Below are 22826 nucleotides of genomic sequence, written 5' to 3'. Positions count from 1 at the left end.
GCCATGCCGCCTCTCGCCCGATTCGCGCTGCGACGGCTCCTCCGCGGAGTGGTCACGATCTGGTTCGCCGTGACCGTCACCTTCCTCATGCTCCGCCTGCTGCCGGGCGACCCGGCGCTGGCGGTGGCCACGCCCAACATGACGAGGGAGACGCGGCAGGCGCTGCTTCACCAGTACGGCCTGGACCAGTCGCTGGCCGTGCAGTACGGCAAGTACCTGTGGCAGCTCCTGCACGGGAACCTGGGCATGTCGTTCAGCCAGTCGGTGCCGGTCACCACGGCGCTGATGGAACGGCTGCCGTGGACGCTCCTGCTCACCGTCTCCGCGCTGGTCGTCACGATCGTCATCGGTGTCCCGCTCGGGGTGGTCGCGGCCTCGCGCCGCGGGTTCTGGGACCGGGCCGTGCAGCTCAGCGGGGTCATCGGGCAGTCCCTGTTCGTCCCCAGCATCGGGATCTTCCTGCTGTACCTCCTCGGCCTGAAGCTGCGCTGGTTCCCGATCGGGGGCGCCTACACGGAGAACACCTACGGGATCGCCTGGTACGGCAGTGTGCTGCGGCACCTGGTCCTGCCGTGCCTGTCGCTGGTGTTCGTCCAGCTCGGCTCGTACGTGCTCACGCTGCGGTCCACGCTGATCGACGCGCTCGGCGAGGACTACTGCATGCTGGCCCGTGCGAACGGGCTGGGTGAGCGCAAGGTCGTCTGGAAGCACGCTCTGCGCAACGCGCTGCTGCCGACGACGACTCTCGTCGGGCTCCAGCTCGGCTTCGTCGTCGGCGGCGCCGTGCTCACTGAAACGATCTACGCCTACCCGGGGATCGGGCGCGGCATCTACGAGGCCGTGACCCAGCTGGACTTCCCGGTTCTGCAGGGCGCCTTCGTACTCCTGTCGGCGACCGTGATCGTCGCCAACCTGCTCACCGACCTCGCCTACGGGCTGCTCGATCCACGGGTGCGAACCGCATGACCTCACTCATCGAGTCCACGGCCGGCGCGGCGGACCCGGCGGACGTGGCGGACCGGCCCGCCGCGGCGAAGGCGACCTGGGACGCGTTCCGCCGCAACCCGCTCGGCGTCCTCGCGATGGCGCTGCTGGCCCTGCTCATCGTCGTCGCGGTCGCCGCGCCGCTGCTCGCGAGCTATCCGCGCGGCCACGGCACGGCGATCCTGCGACCACCCTCGGCCGGCCACTGGTTCGGCACCGACAACCTCGGCCGCGACGTGTTCGCCGAGGTGGTGTACGGCACGAGGGCCAGCATGCTCGTCGCGGCCGGCGCGACCGCGCTGGCGATCGTCATCGGCGTGACCGTGGCCGTGTGCAGCGCGTACTTCCGCTGGGTCGACGGGGTGATGGGCGTACTGGTCGACCTCTTCCTGTCCCTTCCGGTGCTGCCGCTGATGATCCTCGTCGCCGCCCTCGTCGGGCCGAGTCTGCAGACCATCGTGTTCGTCCTGGCCTTCTTCTCCTGGCCGGAGGTCAGCCGCGTCGTACGGTCACAGGCGCTCGCGGTCGTACGGCTGCCGTACGTGGACGCCGCGCGGCTGGCCACCGGATCGCCGCTGTGGATCATCCGCAAGCACCTGCTCCCGGCGGTGGCGCCGGTGATCGCGGTCTCCGTCGTGCTCACCGCGTCCCGCGCCGTGCTGTCCGCGGCGGGCCTGGCGTTCCTCGGGCTCGGGGACCCGAACAGCTGGTCGTGGGGCCGCATCCTCTTCGAGGCCCAGCAGTCCGGCGCCATGCAGGAGGCGTGGTGGACGACGCTCTTCCCGTCGTTGGCCATCCTCGCGCTGGTGGTGGCCGCGACCCTGCTCTCCATCGCCTACAACGACGCCCGCGACCCGCGGACGAGGAAGGACTGAGCGTGGCGTTCGACCAGCGGCTTCCCGCCGCCTTCTACGCCGACGTGCAGGACGGCGTACGCGCGGCCCTCGCCGCCGAGCGTGTGGACGCTCTTCTCACCGACTCTCCGGAGGACGTGGCGTATCTGACCGGGTTCTTCCACCATCCCTGCGAGCGACCGGTCGCGGCGTGGATCGGCGTGGACGGGACCACGGCCCTGCTGCTGCCCGACCTCGAAGTCGAGCACGCCCAGGTCCAGAACACCGCGGCCGAACTCGTGGTCTACCCGGAGTACCCGGGGGTGGTCCCGCCCTTCGACGCGCTCGCCGGGCGCGTGCCCGGCGGCCGGCGCGTCGGCCATCCGGGCGGCATGGCGGTCGACCGTCTCGCCGCCATTCGCGCCGCGCTTCCCGGCAGGGAGTTCGTCCGGACCGGCGTCGCCGAACGCGCCCGCCTGTGCAAACGGCCCGAGGAGACAGCGCTGCACCGCGAGGCCGGGCGGATCACCGACGCGATGCTCACCGCAGGGCGGGAACTGGTCGAACAGGCCGTCGCCGCCGGCGGGGAACTGCCGAGCGAGGCCGAACTCGCCGCGCACGTGACGTCGTTCGGCAGCCGCACGATGTACGCCGAGCACGACGACGTCGTGGTGGTCTCGCCGCTGGCCGGCGGCCTGGTCTACGCGGCGGAGAACAGCGCGCGCCCGCACGGGCTGCCGTCGGCTCGCCGGCTGCGCCCCGGCGACACGTTCGTGCTCTCCCTCGGGTGCGCGGTCGGCGGCCGTTTCGTCGAGGGCGAGCGGACGTTCGTGCTCGGTGAGCCGTCGGCGGAGCAGCGTCGCTACTACGAGGCCGTACGGGAGGCCCAGGCGGTCGGCGCGGCGAGCATCCGGCCGGGGGCGCGGTGCGCCGACGTGAACCGCACCTGCCTGGACGTCATCCGGGACGCGGGGCTGGAAGGGTTCCTCCGGCACCGCCAGGGACACGGCATCGGGCTGGGCATGCACGAGCCGCCATGGCTGGAGGACGGCGACGCCACGGTGCTGGAGCCGGGCATGGTCGTGTCCAACGAGCCCGGCATCTACGTCACCGGGCACGCCGGATACCGGATCTCCGACAGCATGCTCGTCACCGATGACGCGGCCGTCCCCCTCACCTTCCACCCCCGCTCGCTCGACGACGTCGTCGTCCCCGTCTAGCAAGGAGGGATCGTGTTCGTCACGATCAATGGCAACGAACTGGCGGTCGAGGTCTTCGGGGAGGAGGGCGCGCCCGTCCTCATCGCGCACCACGGCGCTCCCGGGCTGGGCTCCCGCGCCGAGCCGCGGGCGACCTTCGCGCCGTTCGCCGACACCTTCCGGGTCGTCGTCTTCGACGCCCGCGGATCGGGGGAGAGCGGCGGCAACCCGCCGTTCACCCACGAGCAGTGGGCCGCCGACGTCGATGGGCTGCGTGAGTGGATCGGGGCCGAGCAGATCGTCATGGCCGGCGGCTCGTACGGCGGGTTCATCGCGATGGAGTACGCGATTCGCCACCCGCAGCGGGTGAAGGCGCTCGTCCTGCGCGACACCTCGCCCGACCATGACAATGAGGAGGCCGCGCGCCGCAACGCGCTCGGCTCGACGAGGGTGACCGTCGACGTGGAGAAACTCGACCGCATCAACAACGGCCTCGTACGCGACAACGATGACCTGCGCGACTGCTGGCGCGAGATCCTGCCGCTCTATGACCATGTCTACGACCCGGCAAAGGTCGAAGAGAAAGTCGCGGCCACCCCTTACCGCTACGAGACGCATAACTTCGCCTTCGCGGTGAATCAGCCGGGTTACGACATCAAGGGGCAGCTGCCCGATATCATCTGCCCGACCCTCGTCACCGTCGGGCGGGATGACTGGATAACCCCGGTCGAGAGCAGTGAGAAAATCGTGTCGCTCATTCCGGACGCCGAATTGGTCGTCTTCGAGAAGTCGGGGCACTCTCCCCAGATCGAGGAGGCCGTGCGGTGGCGGAAGGTCGTCCGCGACTTCCTGCGCGACGTGGGCGCCGATCAGCGATAAGGAATGAGCATCAATCCGGTTCTGAACGAACTCGACGAGCTTGACCGGCGCATCATCGTCGCGCTGCAGAGCGATGGCCGCGCGAGCTGGACGTCGGTCGCCGACGTCTGCGACACGTCGGTCCCCACGGTGGCGCGCCGCGCCCAGCAGCTCCTCGCCGAGGGCATCGTCCGCGTCGGCGTGACCCCGGACATCAGCCACGCGGGACCGGTGAACCTGTTCATCCTCCGCATCGGCTGTGAGGCGGGCCGCCAGGCCAAGGTCGCCCTGGAGCTCGTCCGCCGCGACGATGTCCGCTTCCTCACGCTGGTGACGGGGGAGACCGACATCATCGCCGAGCTGAACGTGCGGACGGACGACCTGTTGCACACGCGCCTGATCGACGAGGTGCTGGCGATCGACGGTGTGTCGCGATGCGAGACCGACCTGCTGCTCCACACCTACAAGGCCACGAACGACTGGAGCCGCCAGCTCCTGACCGGAAAGGACCACGTCTACACGCCCGTCGAGCCGCACGAGTGCGACTCCAGCCACTTCAACGACACCGACCGGGCCATCGTCGCCGTGCTCCGCGACGACGGCCGGGCCAGCTTCCAGGGCGTCGCGGACGTGATCGGGGTCAACGAGAGCACCGTCCGCCGCAGGTTCGAGACGCTGCGGGCGAGGGGATGCATCCTGGTCAACACGCTGGTCCCCGCGCCCGCCCTCGGCTTCGAGTCCGAGATCATCTTCATGATCACGGTGACGCCGGCCAACCTCGACTCGGCCGCCCGTGAACTCGCCACCTATCAAGGCGTCCGGTACGTCGCGGCCACACTCAACGGGAGCTCGTTGATGTGCGAGGTGATCCTGCCGACGACGCGCGACGTGTTCGACTTCGTGACCAGGACGCTCGGCCCGCTCCCCGGTGTCCAGGGCTGGACCGCCAACATGGAGATGCTCAACCTCAAACGGGGTTTCATCGAGACTCCCTGGTGGCGCGGCCGCCTCAACGGGTCGGGCCGGGACGCCTGAGGCGGCCGATTCGCCGTGGCCTACCCGCCGCCCGCGACGCGGGCCGGTTCGCCGTCGAGCGTCGGGGCGTCGACGAAAGAGGTGTGCGTGCCGGCGGTGCCGCAGGCGTAGGCGCCGCCGATCGCGCCGGCCCGTGCCGCGTCCTCCCAGGAGTCGCCGCGCAGCCGGGCGTACAGGAACGCGGCGACGAAGCTGTCACCGGCGCCGTTGCCGTCGACGACCGGCCGGCCAGCGTGGCGGCGTGGATCGCGCGGACCGGCTCGCCGCGGACGGTGAGGTGGCAGCCCGCGGCCCCGGCCATGACCACGACGGCCCGCGCCCGGCCCCGTTCGATGATCTCCCCGGCCACCGCGTCCACGCGTTCACTCAGCTCGGCGGCTGACACGAACACCACGTCGGCCCGGATGGCGAACCCACGATGGTGCTCGTTCTCACCGTCCCAGTCGTGCAGGTCGGTCGAGGTCGGCGTGCCCGCGGCCACGGCCGCCGCCAGCGCGTCCGCGGCCCAGGGCATGATCGACACATGCACGTGCCGGGCCTCGCGCACCGCCGTCCGGTACAGCCCGGGATCGACCTTCATGCCGGACGGGTGCCGGGGGCCGTACAACGACAGGCGGTTGCCCTGCGGGTCGACGAGATTCACGCTGCGCCGCGTGCCGCTGGGATGGGTCGCGTACCGGAACGGCAGACTGGCCTCCTCGTACGTGCGGCGCACCAGGCGTCCCTGCTCGTCCTCACCGATGACGTCGACGAACACGGTCCGCAGGCCGAGCGCGTGACAGCCGAGGGCGACGCCGTTGCCGGTGTGCGCCGCGAAGTCCTCGACCGGCGGCACCGTGATCGAATCGCGGACCGGGAGCGGCAGGGCCGGCACGCGCACGATCGTGTCGACTCCGGCACCACCGACCACCAGCACGTCCGTCGGGCTCATCTCGCACCATCCCGTCGTGGGCCGGCCGGCCCGTACAGTGTGACGTCGAGGCGGGGCGGCCGTGGGATCGACGCTAGATCTTCATCTCAGATCGCACGCGGCCGGGTTATGCTCCGGCCTGATACGGTGCCCCCCGGAGGCCGGATGAGTTCGGACCGACCACTTCGCGTCATGGTCGTCGACGGCGACCCTTCTCTCATGTCGTCGCTCAGGAGCAGTGGCGAGGTGGAAGTGCTTCTTGAGCCGGGCGAGCCCATCGAGGCCGCCAGGCGACTGAGACCGGACGTCGTCCTGCTGGGGCTCTCCTCCGCCGCGCACACGGCCCCGCTGAGCCGTACGGCCCGCGTGTTCGTGCTGTGCCCGTCGCCGGCGGCGGCGACCGTGGCCCTGCGTGACGGCGCCAGCGGCTGCCTCCGCCCGAAGGAACTGACCGCGAGAAGGCTGATCCAGGCCGTACGCGACGCCGACCGAGCCCACCTGGGCCTGTCCGCGAGAGAGGCGGAGGTCATGGACCTGATCGCGAGCGGCCGCTCGAACGGAGAGATCGCCAGGGAGCTGTTCCTGAGCGAGAAGACGGTGAAGAACCACGTCAACCGCATCTACGCCAAGCTCGAGGTGAACTCCCGAGGCGCCGCGATCAGCCTGTGGCAGACCCAGAGCTGACCCGGAACCGGGGAGGATCGTTCGATTCGCGAGGGTGGTGAGGGGACTGCTAGAGTAACGAACGTCGCAAGCGCCGCTAGCTCAATTGGCAGAGCAGCGGACTCTTAATCCGCGGGTTCGGGGTTCAAGTCCCTGGCGGCGCACCCGTACTGAACTGGGCATTCTCGACGCTGTCGGGGGTGCCCAGTGTGCGTTTTGGGGCGGCCTGGGCCCGTGGGTGCTCGAATGTCATGATCTTGTCGGCCGGGGCCGTCGGCTGGCCTGCAGTGATGCTGTACTGGGGTGATTGCGGACGGTCCAAAACGTGACGCGTCAGCGCCGAAAGTTCGGGCTCTGTCGCTCTTTCGGTGGTAGCGGAGAGTGTTGTCCTGTCACGCTGGGGCGTGCTTGAGATCAACCAGCTGGTCGGGGTGGTGTTTTCGGGTCTGTCCGGCCTGGTCATCGACGATGTGACGGACGAGGGCGAGCTGATCCGGGTGCGGGCCTGTAGCCGGCAGGTGCCCGTCCCGTGTCCGGGATGTGCGGTCCAGACCGCCCATGTCCATGCCTGGTGCGAGCGGGTCGTGGCCGATGTCGCGGTCGATGGGCGGCCGGTGGTGGTGAACGTGCGGGTGCGCCGGCTCGCCTGCCGGGACTGGCGGTGCCCGCGGCGGACGTTCCGGGAACAGGTGTCTGGGGTGCTGGAGCGGTATCAAAGACGGACCGCCCGCCTGGCCGCCCAGGTCGCAGCGGTGGTTCGGGAGTTAGCGGGCCGGGCCAGTGCTCGTGTGTTGCCCGCGCTGGGAGTGCGGATCTCTCGTCATGCCGCGTTGCGGGCGCTGTTGCGGATCCCGCTTCCGCCGGTGGCGACGCCGCGAGTGCTGGGCGTGGATGACTTCTCGCTGCGGCGCTGTCGCACCTACGCCACCGTCTTGATCGATGCCGAGACTCGCAGGCGGGTCGATGTCCTGCCCGACCGCAGGTCCGACACCCTTGCCGCGTGGCTGGGCGAGCATCCGGGCGCCCAGATCGTCTGCCGTGACGGCGCCGCCGGCTATGCCGACGCAGTGCGCCTGGCGTTGCCTCATGCCGTCCAGGTCGGCGACCGGTGGCATATCTGGCACAACTTCGCCCAGGCCGCCGGGAAGGAAGTGGCCGTTCACAGCGGCTGCTGGGCCACCGCCTCCCGGGTACGCAAACTCGACGGCGGAAAGATCACGACCCTGCAGCGATGGCATCAGGTCCACGACCTGCTCGACGCGAGCGTCGGCCTGCTCGAATGCTCCCGGCGGCTGAACCTTGCCCTGAACACCATCAAGCGCTACGCGCGGATCGCCGAGCCTGAGCAGATGCGTCGGGCACCCCAGTACCGTCCCACCCTTGTCGATCCCTACCGCGAGTACCTGTGTAAACGCCGGGCCGAAGACCCTGCGGTTCCGTGCTGCAGCTTCTGCGCGAGATCCGGGAACGCGGCTACGCCGGCAGTCAGAACCTCCTCTACCGCTACATCACCCAAGGCCGCGTCGAGAACGACCGGCCCGCCGTCTCGCCCCGCAAGCTCTCCCGCTTGCTCCTCACCCGCCCGGACACTCTCAAGCCTGACCAGCAGGAACTGCTCCACAAGACCACCAGCGCCTGCCCGGAGATGACTCAACTCGCCTCGCTGATCCGCGACTTCGCCCAGCTCCTCACCCCCGCCGACGGCAACGGCGACGGCTGCAGGAGTGGATCAACACCGCAGAAGAGACGAACCTGCCGCACGTCCACTCGTTCATCCGCGGCCTGCGACTCGACCAGCACGCCGTCCACGCCGCCCTGACCAGCGAATACCACAACGGCGGCACCGAGGGCGTCAACACTAAAACGAAGCTGATCAAAAGACAGATGTACGGCCGGGCAGGCTTCCATCTCCTACGCCACCGCATCCTTCTCCAATAGCCTCACTCTCCGCTACCACCGAAAGAGCGACAGAGCCGAAAACCGTACAGTCCCCTTCGTCGGCGGCACCATCGACCCCTCCGGCCTGATCAACCTCGGCGCGCCAATACGACCCCGACACCGGCCGCTTCATCTCCGTCGACCCACTGTTCGACATCACGGACCCGCAATCGTGGAGCGGCTACGCCTACAGCGACAACAACCCCGCCACCAAGAGCGACCCCGACGGCCAGAACGCCTGCGTCCGCGAAGAGGGCAGCGGGGGCTGCAGATGGACGGACCAAACCGGCACCGTCCGCGACGACAACGGAAGATCGCACGGCCCTACTAGCAACAAAAACTACTGCGACCACCACAACTGCGACCCCACAGTCTTCCCCGCAAACGGGCCGGTACCCAAACCCCCGGTCGTCATCCACTTCACCCCGGTCTACACCTTCTATCCAAAAAGCCCCGAGCAAGGTATAGCGATCTTCGACTACATGCTCAAACGCTGCGAATTCGGCAGCTCCTCCTTGGCGGCAGCATGCTCCGGCTACTTCGGCCCATGCAACGACGACGTCGGCTGCAAAATGCAACAAAGCCTACTGTATAGTGAGGCGTGTAGTCACTTCGAGGGTGTCTGTTCGAGAAATGCTTCGTGGAACTCCTTTGTCGATGCTCTTGGCGCTGCAGGTGGAGCGTTCGGCTTCGAAGGGCACGGCCCAGAAGGGGTAAAGGCTGAGCGAAACCTTTTTGGTGGCGGCGGTGATCTCGGCCCGAAATGGAAGCAGTCGCCTCCATCGAGTATCCCTTGCAGTAGTGGGTGTGAAGAAGTCGCTAAAAAATTCAAGCTAAAATCGGTGGTGAGATAAAAACTATCCAAGTTGACCCGCATAGGAGGCTTCAACTAGGCCCTTATAGAGGGCAGGATAGTGGTTGGTATTCGCATACAGTCGTGGTGAGGAGTGGCAGAGTATATGATGAATTCAGTCCAAGGAATGGAGTTCCGGTCGACGAATACAAAAAGCTATTCGACTATCATGACGTAATTAACTTTGGATTCTAGTATGGACTATAGAGAACTCTTCCGGCAGGCCTTCCGTAGGCCCATGATGTTTGGCCTAGATGGCTCATTTGCTGGAGCGACGGCTTTCGTCAATGGTTGTGATGCCGGTAATGCGTGGCGGCTGTTAGATGGCTTCAGTGAGTGGCTGGCAGTCGGTCTGGGCCATGGTCAGAACTTGAGTTGGCAGGCGCTTATTCTGAGACATGCTTTGCCGGATGGTCCTTGGGGCTCGCCTATTGCAAAGCTTGACAATAGACGTAATGGACTGGCAGTAAATGCACTTTTTGATCTACTGAATGAATTCCTTGAATTTCGGGACGAAAACGGTCTCGCGGTAATTTTCGCAAGATATTTTGAAATGTTCGATATTGGACATCGATAAACTGCGTCTTGCGTTGCTAGAGTCGAAATCACGGATTTTGTGGACTTGGCACTCCAGTCGCGTTTAGTGATTGGTGAGGCGTTGCTGGCGTTGGTAGTGGGTGCGGGCTTGGTGGCGGCGTCCCAGCGTGACTAGCGGATTCGGTGGCGGCGGGGTGTCGGGGCTGGTTCAGGTGGGCGTGCAGGCGTCGGTCTCGTTGACGGTGGGCGGGATCAGCTCGCCAGGATCGTCACCGTTCGAGGTGTCAGGGGGTGATCGTCCGGTTGTTTCGGGCCCCTGTGTAGCGAGGCCGTCAGGCTCCTCGCCGGGCTCGCCGTCCGAGGTATCGGGTGGGTCCGTGGCGAGGAACGCGAGGTGGGCGTGGGCGCGACCATCGCGAGGGTGATGTGCCGGTACCAGGCGGTATGCTTGCGGACCTGGTAGTGGTCGAGGCCGACCCTGTTCTGGGTCGTCTGGAACACCTCTTCCGCGCTCCATCGGGGATCCTGTGGCGCGGAACAGTTCGGGCAGGCCGATCGCCCAGCCTTGTGAAGCGCGGCTGTCCGCCTGCGGCCACAGCAACAACGTCGGCTGCGAGTTTTCGTTCGGGGCACTGCCACAACATGACCGAAGGTTTCGGCCATGGGACCGCACGCTGCGGTCTGCGTTCGATGATGACCATGCCATTGATCGTGGGTGCTCGGTGGATGCTCGCATGTCGCGGTACGTGTCGTCACGCGGCGACACAATCCGACAGCGAGGATACCGATTTGACACGAGAGCAGCGGACTCTTAATCCGCGGGTTCGGGGTTCAAGTCCCTGGCGGCGCACCCGTGCTGATCTGGGCATTCTCGACGCTGTCGGGGGGTGCCCAGTGTGCGTTTTGGGGCGGCCTGGGCCCGTGGGTGCTCGACTGTCATGATCTTGTCGGCCGGGGCCGTCGGCTGGCCTGCAGTGATGCTGCGCCAAAGAGCGATCGCAACAGTTGCATCGTCCCGGAACCTGTCAAACCGGTTGAGACGTCAGGCTATTTGCGTGGTTTGTGGTGAAGTGTCGGTCTGCGATGTTGTGGGTGGCTGGTTGGTCCAGACCTTGGTCGGGTGCGGCGGTGGGGAGGGATGCTGGCCGCGGAATAGTTCGGGGTGGGCGAGGAAGGCCGTGTGCAGGGTGGCGGTCCGTCGGTCCTGGATCGCGGCGGCGGTGCCGTCGTGGACCGGGGCGGGGGTGTGCATTCCGATCCCGGAATGGCGGTGTTCGTGGTTGTAGTAGGCGAAGAACTGGGCGCAGAAGACATTCGCGTCTTCGATCGATCCGAATCGCCCGGGAAACGCCGGGCAATATTTGAGTGTCTTGAACTGGGCTTCGGAGTATGGATTGTCGTTGGACACGTGCGGCCGGGAATGGGACTGGTCGATCCCGAGTGGCGCAAGCAGGCCGGTGACGGTATTCGAGGTCATTGACGTGCCCCGGTCGGTGTGGATCGCGGCTGGGGCGATCCCATCGTTGGCGGCGATGGCGTGCTGGATGAATTCCTTGGCCAATGTTCCGGTCTCGGTGGGCCAGATCTCCCAATGCACGGCTTTGCGGGAGAAGATGTCGATGATGACGTACAGCAGGTAGTAGACGCCGCGTACCGGCCCTTTCAGCTTTGTTATGTCCCAAGACCAGACCTGGTTCGGGCCATCGGCCTCCAACTCGGGTTTACGCATCTTGAGATGTCCTGAAGCAGCGCGAATGCTTTTCCCGCGATATCGAGAGCGGTCTTGGTCTTGCCCAGCTCACCGGACAGCTTGGCGTTGGCGTCCTTCAGCTTCTTGTTCTCGGCCCGCAGCCGGGCCAGCTCATCGGCCTCGGCACTCTTTTCCGGCTTCCCCGTCGAGGCGGCCAGCGTCCCGTTCTCCGCCTGTTTCCGCCAGTGCTCGATGTGGGAGTGGTAAAGCCGCTCTTTGCGCAGCAGGGCACCCCGGCTCGGGGCTGCCTTCGGGCAGCGCGTCGAACGCCGCGAGGATCCGGGCCTTGTAGGCCTTGGTGAACGTCCGACGCTTGGCCCGGCCCGGCTGCTGTTCGGTCACCCGACCATCCTGCCCCGTCACAGCGGCCTGGTCGGCGAGGGTCATCGTCACTGTCCCGATCGTCCTGTCTCACCCTGCTTCGCATCAAAAGGACTCGTTCGTCCCATGTCTCGCAGCAGTCTGACAGAGAGGGGGCCGGCAAGCCGGACACCGTCACCGACGCCGCCGGCAACAAATGGGCACACACCTACGACTTGCGCGGCCGTGAGGTCCAGACCAACGACCCGGACAAAGGCGTCGCCAAGACGACCTACAACGACCTGGACCAGATCACCTCGACTGAAGACGCTCGCGGCAAGAAGATCTTCATCGGCTACGACGCGTTTGGCCGCAAAACTAGGAACGCAAAGACTCGCCAACCGGGACGGTCCTAACCTCCTGGGTCTACGACACGATCCGCCACGGGCAACTGACCAGCATCACACGCAACATCGGCGGCGCGAGCTACGTCACCACGAACAACGCCTACGACAATCTCAACAACCCCACCCGTACGACCTACACGATCCCATCGGTGCCCGGTGAGGAAAAACTCGCCGGCAACTACCAGTACAACACCCCACACAACATCGACAACACGCTTCAATCCATCGGGTTCCCCCTGGTTCCCAACGCTACGGGCATGTCGGCAGAGGTCGTCACCTACGGCTACGACACGCTCCAGCGGCCCACCACGACGAAAGGCCTTTCCGACTACGTCACCAACAGCCGCTACTCCCTCACCGGCAAACCTGAACAATTCGAACTGTCGACCGGCGTGAAGAAGGCGTGGCTGACCTACTCCTATGAGTACGGTACCCAGCGCCTACACGAGTCACGTACCGAACGGGAAGGCATCGCTGGCGTCGACCGCGACGCAATCTACGATTACAACGACGCCGGAAACCTCAAATCGATCACCGATACCTCTAGGGCCGGCACCGACACCCAGTGCTTCCGCTACGACTACCTGCAACGCCTCACCGAAGCCTGGACACCAACCGGTGCCTGTGATGCGGATCCCGACAAAAGCACACTCGGCGGACCTGCGCCGTATTGGACCAGCTACCAATACGACGTCACCGGCAACCGCACCAGCGAAACCGACCACGGCACCAGCGCGGTAGCCGCCGACACCACCCGCACCTACGACTACCCCGACCCCGGACAGGGCCAGCACCAACTCGCCTCAGTGACACAGACCGGCGCCGCCGGCGACCGCACCGACACGTTCGACTACGACGCCGACGGCAACACCACCAGCCGACAAATCGGCAACGCCTCCCAGGCGTTGACCTGGGATGACGAAGGCCACCTCGCCACAACCGTCGACTCCACCGGCACAACCAGCTACGCCTACGACGCCGACGGCAACCGAATCCTGCGGCGCGACCCCACCAGCACCACGCTGTACCTGCCGAACATGGAACTGCGCCTGGACAAGACCACCAACATCGTCACAGGCACCCGCTACTACACCCATGCCGCAACCGTGGTCGCGATGCGCACCGCCTCCGGGGTCCAGTTCATCTCCGCCGATCCCCACGGCAGCGCCGAACTCGCAATCGACGCCACCACCCAAACCGAGACACAACGCCGCTTCACCCCGTTCGGGCAGTTCCGCGGCAGCCCCACCGGCATCTGGCCCAACGACAAGGGATTCGTCGGCGGCACTATCGATCCCGACAGCCTCACCCACCTCGGCGCCCGCGAATACGACCCCGACGCCGGCCGATTCATCTCCGTCGACCCACTCTTCGACTCGAAGAACCCGCAAAGCTGGAACGGCTACACCTACTCCGATAACGATCCACCCAACGTCTCCGATCCAACCGGCAAAAACGGCTGCGTTAACGAACCAGGAAATTCGGGCTGTCGCTGGAAAGATGATTCCGGTAATACCCACAGCTCAACCGGTGTGGTAAATACAGGGAGCTCTGGCGGCGGTGGATGTCTCGACCCTACCTGCAGCACGACCAATATGGGGCGCAATAACTCTAACGGAGTGGCGATCCCACAACTAGTCCAGATTAGCCCTCACGTGGCAGTGCCCATAAATGGCAGCAGATTTGTGCAGGTCAGGAAACCCCATGTAATTACCGATTGAAGGATATATTCCTACACACAAGTTCTAGTGTTGGATTTCTAGATTCAACTCGGGCTGAGCGGCTATTCAAGTCTGGGCTAGAGCTCCTAGTGGGTACGGGTAGCGGTGGCCTTGCCGCATTGGCAATGCTGCCAATTCCGCGAACCGCGTCTGGCAAGTTTGCGCCAAGGCATGGAACGCCGGGAGTGGAAGGTGCCGACGAGGAGCAGCTCGCATGGGATGCGCTTTCTGTGGATGGGGCAACCGTTCTTCCCGAGCGGGTATACGCTCGAGTTGAGGGTTTTAAGCTGCGAGTTTATGACGGTGCGGTAAGAATAGATGGTAAATGGTATGGAATAGAGACTAAGGCGCGCACGGCCACTAGAAATCCAGATCAGACTAAGTTTGATAACTGGCTCAGGATGCCGGGGAACAGCGTCGAGACTCCGGACGGGATCTTGCTGGAGGGGGTCTTCGACGTCTGGGTTCCGTAGTGCGTTGACGAGCTGTCGGGCAGGTCGGCTCAAGGCCCCGGCTCAATGATGTTCGGTCGAGGCCCGCGCGATGATGCTGTGACTGGGTTGCAGCGAGTAAGGTACCGAAAGGAGGTGTTCCTGTGAGCTTTGATATCGGTATATGGCGCTCTATGCGCCCCTTGTCGTCCGAGGAGGCGGCCGATACATATCGAAAGATCTGTACCGGGCTTGGCGCGGTAGTGGAGTCGGATGCCTGGGTTGGTGCTTTTTATAGAAATCTAATTGCCGAATTTCCTCCATTGGAGGAATTGGCAGATGAAGAGCTCGACTCGTCGCCTTGGAATGGTAGTCCCGAGGTGACCGATGCTTATGTCATCATGAATATTGACTGGTCGCGGGCCGGTGAGATAGAGGATTACGTGCGGCAGTTGGCGGATCGTCATGGGCTTCTCTACTTCGATCCTCAGGCTGGCCAAGTTTATAATTCGAGTGAAATGGGTGGCGAATACCCTTTCAGGTTCCAGTTTTGTGATGGCGGTCGAATCGTCGATCCAAGGCCGGAAGATCTTCGCGATCTGCTCCAGCGACTCTCCTCGACTAATTGGTATGCGTGGTTGGAGCATCGGCCTGGAGAGTTTATTCAGGTCGGCATCGGAGAAAATGCTCACGCGCCAGTGGGTACGTTCGCTCTTGAATATCGGGAAGGCGGCCCATCGCGCCATTATCGTCAAGTGACAAATGATGTCGATTTCGTCGTGGAAGCGTTTAAAGGATTCGTTGTCGGATCTAGCGACTGGAAAAACTCTCCTTTGTGGTTGCGGATCTGATGTCGAGGCCGTGATGCTGATCGTCAAGAGGCTGTCGGGGTGATTATGTCGATTCTGACTGTGACTTTTAGCTGGTCCGGTCGATGGTGGGGGCGCGGGCCTGGTAGTTGGAGATGGCGCCGTTTGACGATGTAGGGAAACGCTCGCAGCCGGCGGGTGGGCAGCGGTTCGGTTAGGACCTGTCGGCCGGGCGTGTCGGTCACGTCCACGGTAGTGCCGGGGAGGGTGTTCGCCGCCTCAAGGAGCTGGTCGCGGGTGGTCTGCCCGGCGATGGTGAAGCTGGCCCGGTCGGGATCGATATCACGGCAGCCGCGGTGGCCAGGCCAACGGGCAAAGCCTGGGTGCATTGACGCAGCTGCCAAGTTTGGAAGCCTCCAAGTCCTCGACCTCGTTCCCCGCAGAATTTCGGACACAAGCTGGCGCGACGATCCGACTTTGCTGATCAACCCGTCGGGGGATGATGGGGTGCTCCGTGGGTGCTCGTATGTCGCGGTACGTGCCGTCAGGCGGCAACACAATCCGGTAGCCGAACCAACGGAGTCGCGCACGAACTAGCACAACCCGGCAGCGAGAATACCGATCTGACACGAGAGCAGCGGACTCTTAATCCGCGGGTTCGGGGTTCAAGTCCCTGGCGGCGCACCCGTGCTGAGCTGGGCATTCTCGACGCTGTCGAGAGTGCCCAGTGTGCGTTTTGGGGTGGTTTGCGACCTCCGGGTGCTCGGTGGGTGCTCGAATGTCATGATCTTGTCGGACGGGGCCGTCGGCAGGCCTGCGGCGGTGCCTGCGCCGGGTGGTTACGGACGGGTCGAAACCTGACGCGCTGGCGCCGAAAGGTTCGGGGACCTGACAGTTCACGGTCACTCGAATCGCACCACCAGCATCAGGAGTAGGCGTGCCCCAGCCCCTGCCTCAAGCCTTTCGGGGCCGACGGGTTTAGCCATCGACCTCTTCGCGCCGGCGTCGCCCCTGCGCCATCCAAATGCGAACCTGAGAGCCCGAACCGGGGGCAGCCTCCCCCGCGGGCATCCCCGTCCTCTCGAGAAGCGACCCACGTGTTCCCGTCCGTCACCTCGTTTTCGCTAGCACTCTTAAGGACCGGTGGCGATTCCCGAGCATGGGCGGGCTACCGGGCGATGCCGAGGGTTGATTCGGCGGTGGTCCAGTTGGTGGCGATGGCGTGTTGGGCGGCGGTGAGGGTGATGGTGCCTTTGCAGATGGTGGTGTGGAGCTGGGTTTCGACGCCGTCTTTGGGGTTGTTGGGGCCTGTTCCGGGTTTGTGGCCGGGGGAGGGCGGTTCGATCCAGAGGTTGCGTGGGTCGTTGGGGTCTCCGCCGAGTTGGAGGCTGATGAGGTGGTCGTATTCGGCGTCGTGGAGGGAGTCGGTGTAGCCGTAGGAGGCGGCGTTCAGGTGTTTTTCTTTGTCGGTGATGTTGGCCGGGGGGCGGATGCCGCCGGTGTAGCCGCCCTTTCGGCAGATGGTCGTGGTGATCGTGGCGGGGGTTACATCCGGGTTGAGTGCACCGGGCGTGCAGGCGGGGTCGGGGAGTGGCTGGCCGCCGGTGTGGCGGTAGTGGCAGGTGCCGGCCGCCGGTTGGGATTGCGCGGTGTAATGGTGCTGCGGGCCGGCGCCGGTGGGGATTTGTCCTGCTGCTGGTTTCGTGCCGGCGTCAGCGGTACCGCCGCTGGTGCTGGTGGTGGAACAGCCCGTGGGGGCGACGAGCAGTAGCGCCGCCAGGGGGAGGAGAAGGCGGCGAACGAGGCTGGCCACGGAGCGTCTCCTGGCTGGGGGCTCGTGATGTTGCACGGAGATTGTCCCGAAGCGGAGATCGCTAACAGCGACCCTGCCTGTAACGAATCCGTCAACCGTCGTGCGATGCAGGAGCGCCTGCCCACAGCTTTTTCTGGCCGCCCGGCGTGGCTGATGCTGCGCTGGAGTCGTGGGGTATGTGGCCATAGTGCGGGCTGGCTACAGCGACCAGCGCCTTATGACCAGCCCAGACTTCGCGTCAGACCGCCGACAGGCTCCACACGCCACCTCTATGAACTCCGCCAGCGAACCGGTCGGCGATGCCGCCACGACGAGCATAGGCATGGCGGCGCTGCAGGTCCTGGCCTGCGGTTTTCCTGACGTTCCTGCCCGAGCAAAGCTGCGGATTAAAAGTCCACAGCCCTTATGTCATATCGGTACTCTCAGTGTCATTCTATGTCGGTTTGTCTGCGACTCTGTCGGTTCTGATGCCGGGTTGTGTCGGTGGATGATGGGCGGTACCGCGACGTCCGAGCAAACGACGAGCAAACATCGCACCCAATGCGCGGAGCGGCGCCGGTCACGGTGTGTGAGGAGGCGGGGACGAGACCGGTCCTTGCGAGCGAACAGGTGCTGAGGCGCGGGGCAGCAGAACGTGGACCTCGCGTTTGAGTCCTTCACATCCCGCTCATGCCGAAGATAGTGCGCTCATGCAGACCCAGCGTCCAATCAAATCCTTCAGGATGATCGACGTGCGGCGGTCGTCAACTCGATAGAGTGGTCGCATGGCGAAGCGGCTTACAGGTATCTCAACCTCGTTTGGTGGCCTCCAATGGGAGACGGTCGAAGGCGATAAGGACGTAGCACGCCAGGCCATCATATTCCTCGAGGATCGGCGCCTTTTGTTTGGCGAGCGATACGTAGAAGATGAAATGCACTGTGTTACATCTGCCCTGCAGATTCGAGCATTCCTGACCCAGCAGATCGAGGCAGCACGCCCGGGGAAGACGCTAGAGGGAGTCCTCCGATCCATGCGTGCGGCCTGTCGCCAGTTCGTCGACAGGGCAGGACCGGAGGCCGCTAACTTCCGCCACAGAGACCCAAACCCGCACACAGTAGATCCGCTGAGCCTTGCGCTCGGAGACCTGCGGACGGTGATGGGCTTGGCCATCGCCACCATGGCCGAGAAATTCGATCTACCGGTCGAGGAAGATCTGGCCGCGATCCTGCCGCCCACGGACGACGGCGACTCCTCCTGGATTCCCGGATTTTACGAGTGATCCCGCTCGTGGTGCGGCGACATACTAGGCGGCGGTGCTTGCCTCGCGGATCGTGGTCGTCGATCTTTGACTGTCATCGGGATTGTGGACCGCTGCACCGGTCTCTACCTCCAGACCTGATCACCCTTCCCCCACAAGTCCGGGTCATTGGTGCGCGGTATCAGGCTTGTGCGACCCTCGATGGCCAACTGAGTGTTAAAGGTGTACGCCGCGATCCTCCGCCATTTCCGGCAAGCCCACCAGCATCGCGGCTCGACGAGGGCCTCGATGGACCGCATTTCTGTGCCAGCGCAAGAGCGTTGCCGGTGTCACGAAGAACACCGGCCATCGTGCGCGGGGCAGGAGCCGAGACAGCAAGGCGAGCACGGCCCGATCGGCTGGCGCGGTTCTGACCTTGCCGGCCTGTCGGCGCAGCACTGCCAGCTGATGGCGAAGAACGAGGATCTCCACCTCTTTGTCGACATCGGCGCGGAACCGCAGAATCATGAACTGGGCGAACTGAATCATTGACTTGTAGATGAACGAGGCCAGCACGAGTGCTGATCCTGCCGTACGGACCGCGGTGATCGTGTCGTAATGGCGCAGGTCACCCACCCTGACCGAGGTTTTCGAGCCCTACACCGTAGAGAGCCTCTGGGGCAATGCCGATGCGGGCGACGTTGGTGCGACGCCGGGGGCAGCGCCCTAGCCTGCGCTACTACATGTATCCCCGTGCGTTCTCAAGCTGCTGAACGACACTGTGCAATTGATCGACGAGGCTAGGGATGCTCGACAGTCCCGTTGCCGCTGCGTTAAGAGCCACGGCGGTATCGCTCAAGTTCTGGTTTTGAAGCGTATCCGCGGCGTGACAAAGCCCGATCACCGTGTCGTGGTTCACGTTTGGCGTGAGGGTGGTGGCGGCGTCGTGGAGCATCGAGACCACATCTGGATCGAGAACGGAACCGTAGGTGCGAAGGGAATTCAGCTCTTCGAGCATGCCCCGTAGGACCCGGGCCGCCTCGAAGTCCACTTCCTCAAAGCGCTTAATCGCTGCATCGATGCGCTTGTCACGTGCAACGACCGCCTCCAAGATCATCTCTTGGAGGCGGTCCTCGGTGAGATCACGCACTCCGCGTAATGCGGCGCCTTCGGGTCCCTCCCGCCGCGCCTTCCACTCTTGGAGCAGTTTGATCGAGTATTTGTCCGGCTCAAGCCTGTCGACCAAGGTGTGATGGGGATGGCAGAGCAGGATGAGGTTCGAGAAGGACTTGCGTTCCTCCGGCGGCATGCTGATGAAGCGAGCGCCGCCCGGCTTAGCAGCAGCGATGTGAGCGATCTGGAGATTGTTTACCGGCTGGTCCTCGACGAAGCGGACGACCGGTTCGTTGCAGTCTGGCCAGTAGCAGCGTCTGCCGCACAGTGCATGCAGGGCTCCGGAAACTCCAGTGGTGTAGCTTCGCTCGCGCTCTGTCATGGCTCTCCCTCGGTGAGGTTCTGTTCGGTGGCCCGATTATGGCTTCGGGCACTGACAGAACCTCACGACTCAACGGAGCGGTAGCGCTTGGTCGCGATGCGAGTTGCTGCCGCGCTTGCCTCGTGGGGAGCTTGAGCAGGTCGGCGCCGCAGAGGTGTGCGGGGTGTTGGAGGTCGACGTCAGTCGCGTGCTGTCCGCAGATGCCGCTTTCTGTCGACCACTGGCAGACGCCGCCGTCGCGGTGGAGCCGGGCCCGTATAAGACGCCATCGGCATTGACCGTTCAGACACTCACCGTGTCCCGTCCGCGCCGCTCGTCGAGGTACTCCCGCGCTCTGGCCAGCTCGTACCCGATCTTCCCGCGCTCCTCCATCGTCTGGATCCGTCCTCGTGCGGTTCAGGGTCAGATGGTGGCGCGAGCGACGCGATAGCCGGAGACGCGCAGCGCGCTCGGAGCCCCTATCCCGAAGTTACCGCGCCATTTGCCATTGATGGTCTCGACTGTTCGCGAGATAGCCCGCAAGCGAACGCCTATGCCGAACGCTGGGTGCGTACCGTCCGATCCGAGGTCACCGACCGGATGCTGATCACCGGACCGCGCGGCGACTGCGGACGGTCCTGGATGAGTACGTCGCCCGCACTGGGGCCGGAACCTGCGGCCACCGGACAGCGGCATCGCAGCCCCGGTCACCGACCTTGCGACGGCTCGGATACGACGTCGCAAGGTCCTCGGCGGGCTGATTCATGAGTCCGACCGGGCGGCATGAAGATCACCGACTGATCCAGAAACTGCAGTTCAGAGGCCGTGGACACAGTTTTGGCGCCCTACAGGCATCGGTCTTCGCACACGCCTGCGCGCGGATGTGTGAAGAAATCGGGCAACGATCCGGCGGATTGGATACTGGCGATGGCAGAGGCCGCGAAGGGCTGGGCGGCGCGCTGGAGTGTCTTGTCGTCTGGTCGATGAGCACGGCCGTTTTAGGCCGATATCCGCCTGTTATCGCGGTGCGTCGTTTGGCGATGTCAGTATGTCACTTGTGGCACGCGTAACCGTGAAGCTTAGCCGGGACCATCTTCAGGGCCTGATTCGCTCACCTCTACAGGGTCTTACCGAACTCATCTGGAACGCCTTGGACGCCGACGCCACAGAGGTCGCGGCAGATGTCGAGCGAGGAGGTATCGAGACTATACGGTCGGTCACTATCACCGATAACGGCCACGGCATGACCGAAGAAGAGGCTAGTCGTACCTTCGGAGCCTTGGGTGAGTCCTGGAAACGTTCTGCGGCCGTAACCAGAGAAAAACGGCGAGTACTTCATGGCAGCAACGGCAAGGGACGGTATGCCGCCTTCGGCATCGGCAGGCGGGTATCGTGGAGCTCCGTCGCGCAGGACGACACAGGCGAACGCAAACAGATTGTCATTAGCGGCTCCCAAGAGAGTCTTGATGAGTTCGACCTACCACCAGTGGTGCCAACTTCGGAACGGTCGGGCACGCGGGTACGGATCGAGGCGATTCATCCGGAAGCAGAGAGTGCCCTCGACCGTCCCTCGGTGATCCATCAGTTGGCAACCACCTTTGCGCTCTATCTTGAATCGTATCCAGCTGAAATACGGTGGCAGGGACAGCTCGTAGATCCGAAAGACCTTCAAGACTTTAGAGAGGAGTACGATCTCACGGAGGCGCTTGGCGACGGCCGTCGGGCTTCCGTGGTTGTCATTGAATGGAAGAAGCCGGTGCGTCGTGCGCTGTATCTATGTGATGCGGACGGGATGGCGCTTCACGACATGCTGCCCAGCGTGCAAGCCCCTGGATTCGACTTCACGGCGTACGTTCGGTGGCAAGGCTTTCGCGAGCTCGGCCACGACATTCTACTGGCTGACCTCGGTCATGAGGCCATGGCTCCGGTCATCGAAGCTGCTCGTGACGCCTTGAGACGGCATTTCAAGGAGCGTATCGAGGCCAAGCGCAGCGAGATGGTTCGCAGATGGAAGGCGGAACGGAGTTATCCGTATGCCGGTGAGCCGGCTAATGAGATCGAGGCCAGCGAGCGTGAGCTGTTTGAAGTCGTTGCGGTAAGCGCGGCGAAGTCAGTCGAAGCGGCTGAGACAAGCGCACGGAAGCTCTCCTTGCGGCTCATCAAAGAGGCGCTGGAAACCAACCCCAGTAACCTTCGAACGGTGCTCGCTGAAGTCGTCGATCTCTCGGAGGAACAGCTAAAGGAGCTCGCCCAGCTCCTGCAACGGACTCCGCTGACCTCAGTGATCGTAACTGCCCGCATGATCACTGACAGGCTGGCGTTCATAAACGGCCTTGACGCTTTGTTGTTCGACAAGGCTCCGAAGCAGCAGACACTCGAACGGCGGCAGTTGCATCGCATACTTGCTGAGGAGACCTGGCTGTTCGGGGAGGAGTACGCCCTCACCGGTGACGATGATCGGCTGCTTGTGGTTCTGCGGAAGCACCTGGAGCTCCTGGGCGAAGACGTCGAGCTGGCCGGCACCGAGCCGCTCACGCGCATGGATGGTACGGAGGCGGTTCCAGATCTGGTGTTGTCGCGGCCGATGCAGAACCGCGACAATCGCTTGGAGCATCTCGTAGTCGAGCTGAAGCGACCTAATGTCACGATCCGCCGGAAAGAGTTGCAGCAGATCGAAGACTACGCCTTTGCCGTAGGGAAGGACGAGCGGTTTAACCAGCCCAACGTGCATTGGGAATTCTGGATCATCGGCAACAAACTCGACGACTACGTGACCGAAGAGGCCACATCACCCGATAGACCACCGGGCGTGGTCAAGCAAACCAAGCGGTACCGCGTTATTGCTAAGACGTGGGCAGAGGTCATCTCTGACGCTAAGCATCGCCTGAAGTTCTTGAGTGATAGCTTGCAGTACCGCTCTGGCCGAGATGAAGGTATTGAATACCTGCGGCGGGCGCACGAGAAGCTGCTGCCGGATGCGTTGAAGAAGGATGAATCCTAGCTGGCGGCTGCTTGCACCGATGGCCGGAAGAGGGGGACACGATCAACCGCGGCGGCGCGGGCCTTGGCTGCCAGCCTGTGCCGCTCGAAAATT

18 protein-coding genes, 2 tRNA genes and 1 pseudogene are annotated in these 22826 nt (G+C 64.2%); 16 read left to right on the top strand and 5 right to left on the bottom strand.

All coding sequences use genetic code 11. The annotated features are described in order from the left end of the window. Positions 1-3: 3 nt before the first annotated feature. From ACFFNX_RS10860 to ACFFNX_RS10840, 5 genes are read left to right on the top strand one after another with little or no spacing between them, the layout of a single operon-like run. Positions 4-966 (top strand): ABC transporter permease, encoded by a 963-nt coding sequence (locus tag ACFFNX_RS10860; protein WP_378198842.1) that lies wholly within the window; start codon positions 4-6, stop codon positions 964-966. Continuing rightward, positions 963-1859 (top strand): ABC transporter permease, encoded by an 897-nt coding sequence (locus ACFFNX_RS10855; protein WP_378198839.1) that lies wholly within the window; start codon positions 963-965, stop codon positions 1857-1859. The genes ACFFNX_RS10860 and ACFFNX_RS10855 overlap by 4 nt, the downstream gene beginning before the upstream one ends. Positions 1860-1861: 2 nt before the next feature. After that, entirely contained in the window at positions 1862-3037 is a 1176-nt protein-coding gene (locus tag ACFFNX_RS10850; RefSeq protein WP_378198836.1) for a M24 family metallopeptidase, read from the top strand. A 12-nt stretch (positions 3038-3049) separates the two neighbouring features. Continuing rightward, a complete protein-coding gene (locus ACFFNX_RS10845) occupies positions 3050-3895 on the top strand; it encodes an alpha/beta fold hydrolase (RefSeq protein WP_378198833.1) in 846 nt (281 codons plus the stop codon). Positions 3896-3898: 3 nt separating this feature from the next. Continuing rightward, entirely contained in the window at positions 3899-4909 is a 1011-nt protein-coding gene (locus tag ACFFNX_RS10840) for an Lrp/AsnC family transcriptional regulator (RefSeq protein ID WP_378198830.1), read from the top strand. Here ACFFNX_RS10840 and ACFFNX_RS52365 read toward each other — a convergent pair. After that, the gene (locus ACFFNX_RS52365) at positions 4884-5840 is read right to left on the bottom strand and encodes a carbohydrate kinase family protein (RefSeq protein WP_446678511.1); all 957 of its coding nucleotides are present in this window, start codon (positions 5838-5840) and stop codon (positions 4884-4886) included. The two genes, ACFFNX_RS10840 and ACFFNX_RS52365, sit on opposite strands and share 26 nt — an antisense overlap. A 225-nt stretch (positions 5841-6065) precedes the next feature. Here ACFFNX_RS52365 and ACFFNX_RS10830 point away from each other — a divergent pair, with 225 nt between their 5' ends. The 5 genes and pseudogenes from ACFFNX_RS10830 to ACFFNX_RS10810 all read left to right on the top strand — a co-directional run bounded on the left by ACFFNX_RS10830 (position 6066) and on the right by ACFFNX_RS10810 (position 9850). After that, positions 6066-6503 carry a LuxR C-terminal-related transcriptional regulator gene (locus ACFFNX_RS10830; RefSeq protein WP_378198828.1) on the top strand — a complete coding sequence of 146 codons (438 nt, stop codon included), beginning with the start codon at positions 6066-6068 and terminating at the stop codon, positions 6501-6503. A gap of 70 nt (positions 6504-6573) precedes the next feature. Continuing rightward, a tRNA-Lys gene (locus tag ACFFNX_RS10825) sits at positions 6574-6646 on the top strand. A 240-nt stretch (positions 6647-6886) separates the two neighbouring features. Next, positions 6887-8420: pseudogene (locus tag ACFFNX_RS10820) on the top strand (ISL3 family transposase). Between the two features lie 131 nt (positions 8421-8551). Beyond that, positions 8552-9274 carry a hypothetical protein gene (locus tag ACFFNX_RS10815; protein WP_378198867.1) on the top strand — a complete coding sequence of 241 codons (723 nt, stop codon included), beginning with the start codon at positions 8552-8554 and terminating at the stop codon, positions 9272-9274. A 237-nt stretch (positions 9275-9511) separates the two neighbouring features. Further along, entirely contained in the window at positions 9512-9850 is a 339-nt protein-coding gene (locus ACFFNX_RS10810; RefSeq protein ID WP_378198825.1) for a hypothetical protein, read from the top strand. Between the two features lie 1002 nt (positions 9851-10852). Here ACFFNX_RS10810 and ACFFNX_RS10805 read toward each other — a convergent pair. Then, positions 10853-11539, bottom strand: a complete 687-nt coding sequence (locus ACFFNX_RS10805) for a DDE-type integrase/transposase/recombinase (RefSeq protein ID WP_378198822.1) — start codon at positions 11537-11539, stop codon at positions 10853-10855. Positions 11540-12416: 877 nt separating this feature from the next. On the opposite strand from ACFFNX_RS10805, the gene ACFFNX_RS10795 reads away from it, so the two are divergent. The 4 genes from ACFFNX_RS10795 to ACFFNX_RS10780 all read left to right on the top strand — a co-directional run bounded on the left by ACFFNX_RS10795 (position 12417) and on the right by ACFFNX_RS10780 (position 15912). Beyond that, complete coding sequence (locus ACFFNX_RS10795; RefSeq protein WP_378198819.1) at positions 12417-13988, top strand: RHS repeat domain-containing protein; 1572 nt, start codon at positions 12417-12419, stop codon at positions 13986-13988. Positions 13989-14173: 185 nt separating this feature from the next. After that, positions 14174-14461 (top strand): hypothetical protein, encoded by a 288-nt coding sequence (locus ACFFNX_RS10790; RefSeq protein ID WP_378198816.1) that lies wholly within the window; start codon positions 14174-14176, stop codon positions 14459-14461. 122 nt (positions 14462-14583) lie between these two features. Then, positions 14584-15270 (top strand): hypothetical protein, encoded by a 687-nt coding sequence (locus ACFFNX_RS10785; protein ID WP_378198812.1) that lies wholly within the window; start codon positions 14584-14586, stop codon positions 15268-15270. Between the two features lie 542 nt (positions 15271-15812). Further along, positions 15813-15912, top strand: a tRNA-Lys gene (locus tag ACFFNX_RS10780). A 484-nt stretch (positions 15913-16396) separates the two neighbouring features. Here ACFFNX_RS10780 and ACFFNX_RS10775 read toward each other — a convergent pair. Then, positions 16397-17041, bottom strand: coding sequence for a hypothetical protein (locus ACFFNX_RS10775; RefSeq protein WP_378198809.1), 645 nt, complete (start codon positions 17039-17041; stop codon positions 16397-16399). Between the two features lie 764 nt (positions 17042-17805). Between ACFFNX_RS10775 and ACFFNX_RS10770 the strand changes: the two genes are divergently transcribed. Next, on the top strand, positions 17806-18300 hold the full coding sequence (locus tag ACFFNX_RS10770) for a DUF6650 family protein (protein WP_378198806.1): 495 nt from the start codon (positions 17806-17808) through the stop codon (positions 18298-18300). Between the two features lie 195 nt (positions 18301-18495). Here the strand turns inward: ACFFNX_RS10770 and ACFFNX_RS10765 are convergent, their stop codons facing one another. After that, positions 18496-18894 carry a hypothetical protein gene (locus tag ACFFNX_RS10765; RefSeq protein ID WP_378198804.1) on the bottom strand — a complete coding sequence of 133 codons (399 nt, stop codon included), beginning with the start codon at positions 18892-18894 and terminating at the stop codon, positions 18496-18498. Between the two features lie 103 nt (positions 18895-18997). After that, the gene (locus ACFFNX_RS10760; RefSeq protein WP_378198801.1) at positions 18998-19753 is read right to left on the bottom strand and encodes a hypothetical protein; all 756 of its coding nucleotides are present in this window, start codon (positions 19751-19753) and stop codon (positions 18998-19000) included. 1036 nt (positions 19754-20789) lie between these two features. Between ACFFNX_RS10760 and ACFFNX_RS10755 the strand changes: the two genes are divergently transcribed. Continuing rightward, positions 20790-22733, top strand: a complete 1944-nt coding sequence (locus ACFFNX_RS10755) for an ATP-binding protein (protein WP_378198797.1) — start codon at positions 20790-20792, stop codon at positions 22731-22733. Positions 22734-22826 lie beyond the last annotated feature (93 nt).

The organism is Actinoallomurus acaciae (genome assembly GCF_042429965.1).
GTDB lineage: Bacteria > Actinomycetota > Actinomycetes > Streptosporangiales > Streptosporangiaceae > Actinoallomurus > Actinoallomurus acaciae.
Note: the sequence above shows the minus strand (reverse complement) of the source record. Positions and strands in the feature narration are given on the sequence as shown.

What these genes read in the sequence shown, in the direction of transcription:
- ACFFNX_RS10770 (WP_378198806.1), top strand. Translation starts at nt 17,806, where the DNA reads ATGGCGAAGCGGCTTACAGGTATCTCAACCTCGTTTGGTGGCCTCCAA.
- ACFFNX_RS10810 (WP_378198825.1), top strand. Translation starts at nt 9,512, where the DNA reads ATGATGTTTGGCCTAGATGGCTCATTTGCTGGAGCGACGGCTTTCGTC.
- ACFFNX_RS10855 (WP_378198839.1), top strand. Translation starts at nt 963, where the DNA reads ATGACCTCACTCATCGAGTCCACGGCCGGCGCGGCGGACCCGGCGGAC.
- ACFFNX_RS10840 (WP_378198830.1), top strand. Translation starts at nt 3,899, where the DNA reads ATGAGCATCAATCCGGTTCTGAACGAACTCGACGAGCTTGACCGGCGC.
- ACFFNX_RS10805 (WP_378198822.1), bottom strand. Translation starts at nt 11,539, where the DNA reads ATGCGTAAACCCGAGTTGGAGGCCGATGGCCCGAACCAGGTCTGGTCT.
- ACFFNX_RS10760 (WP_378198801.1), bottom strand. Translation starts at nt 19,753, where the DNA reads ATGACAGAGCGCGAGCGAAGCTACACCACTGGAGTTTCCGGAGCCCTG.
- ACFFNX_RS10860 (WP_378198842.1), top strand. Translation starts at nt 4, where the DNA reads ATGCCGCCTCTCGCCCGATTCGCGCTGCGACGGCTCCTCCGCGGAGTG.
- ACFFNX_RS52365 (WP_446678511.1), bottom strand. Translation starts at nt 5,840, where the DNA reads ATGAGCCCGACGGACGTGCTGGTGGTCGGTGGTGCCGGAGTCGACACG.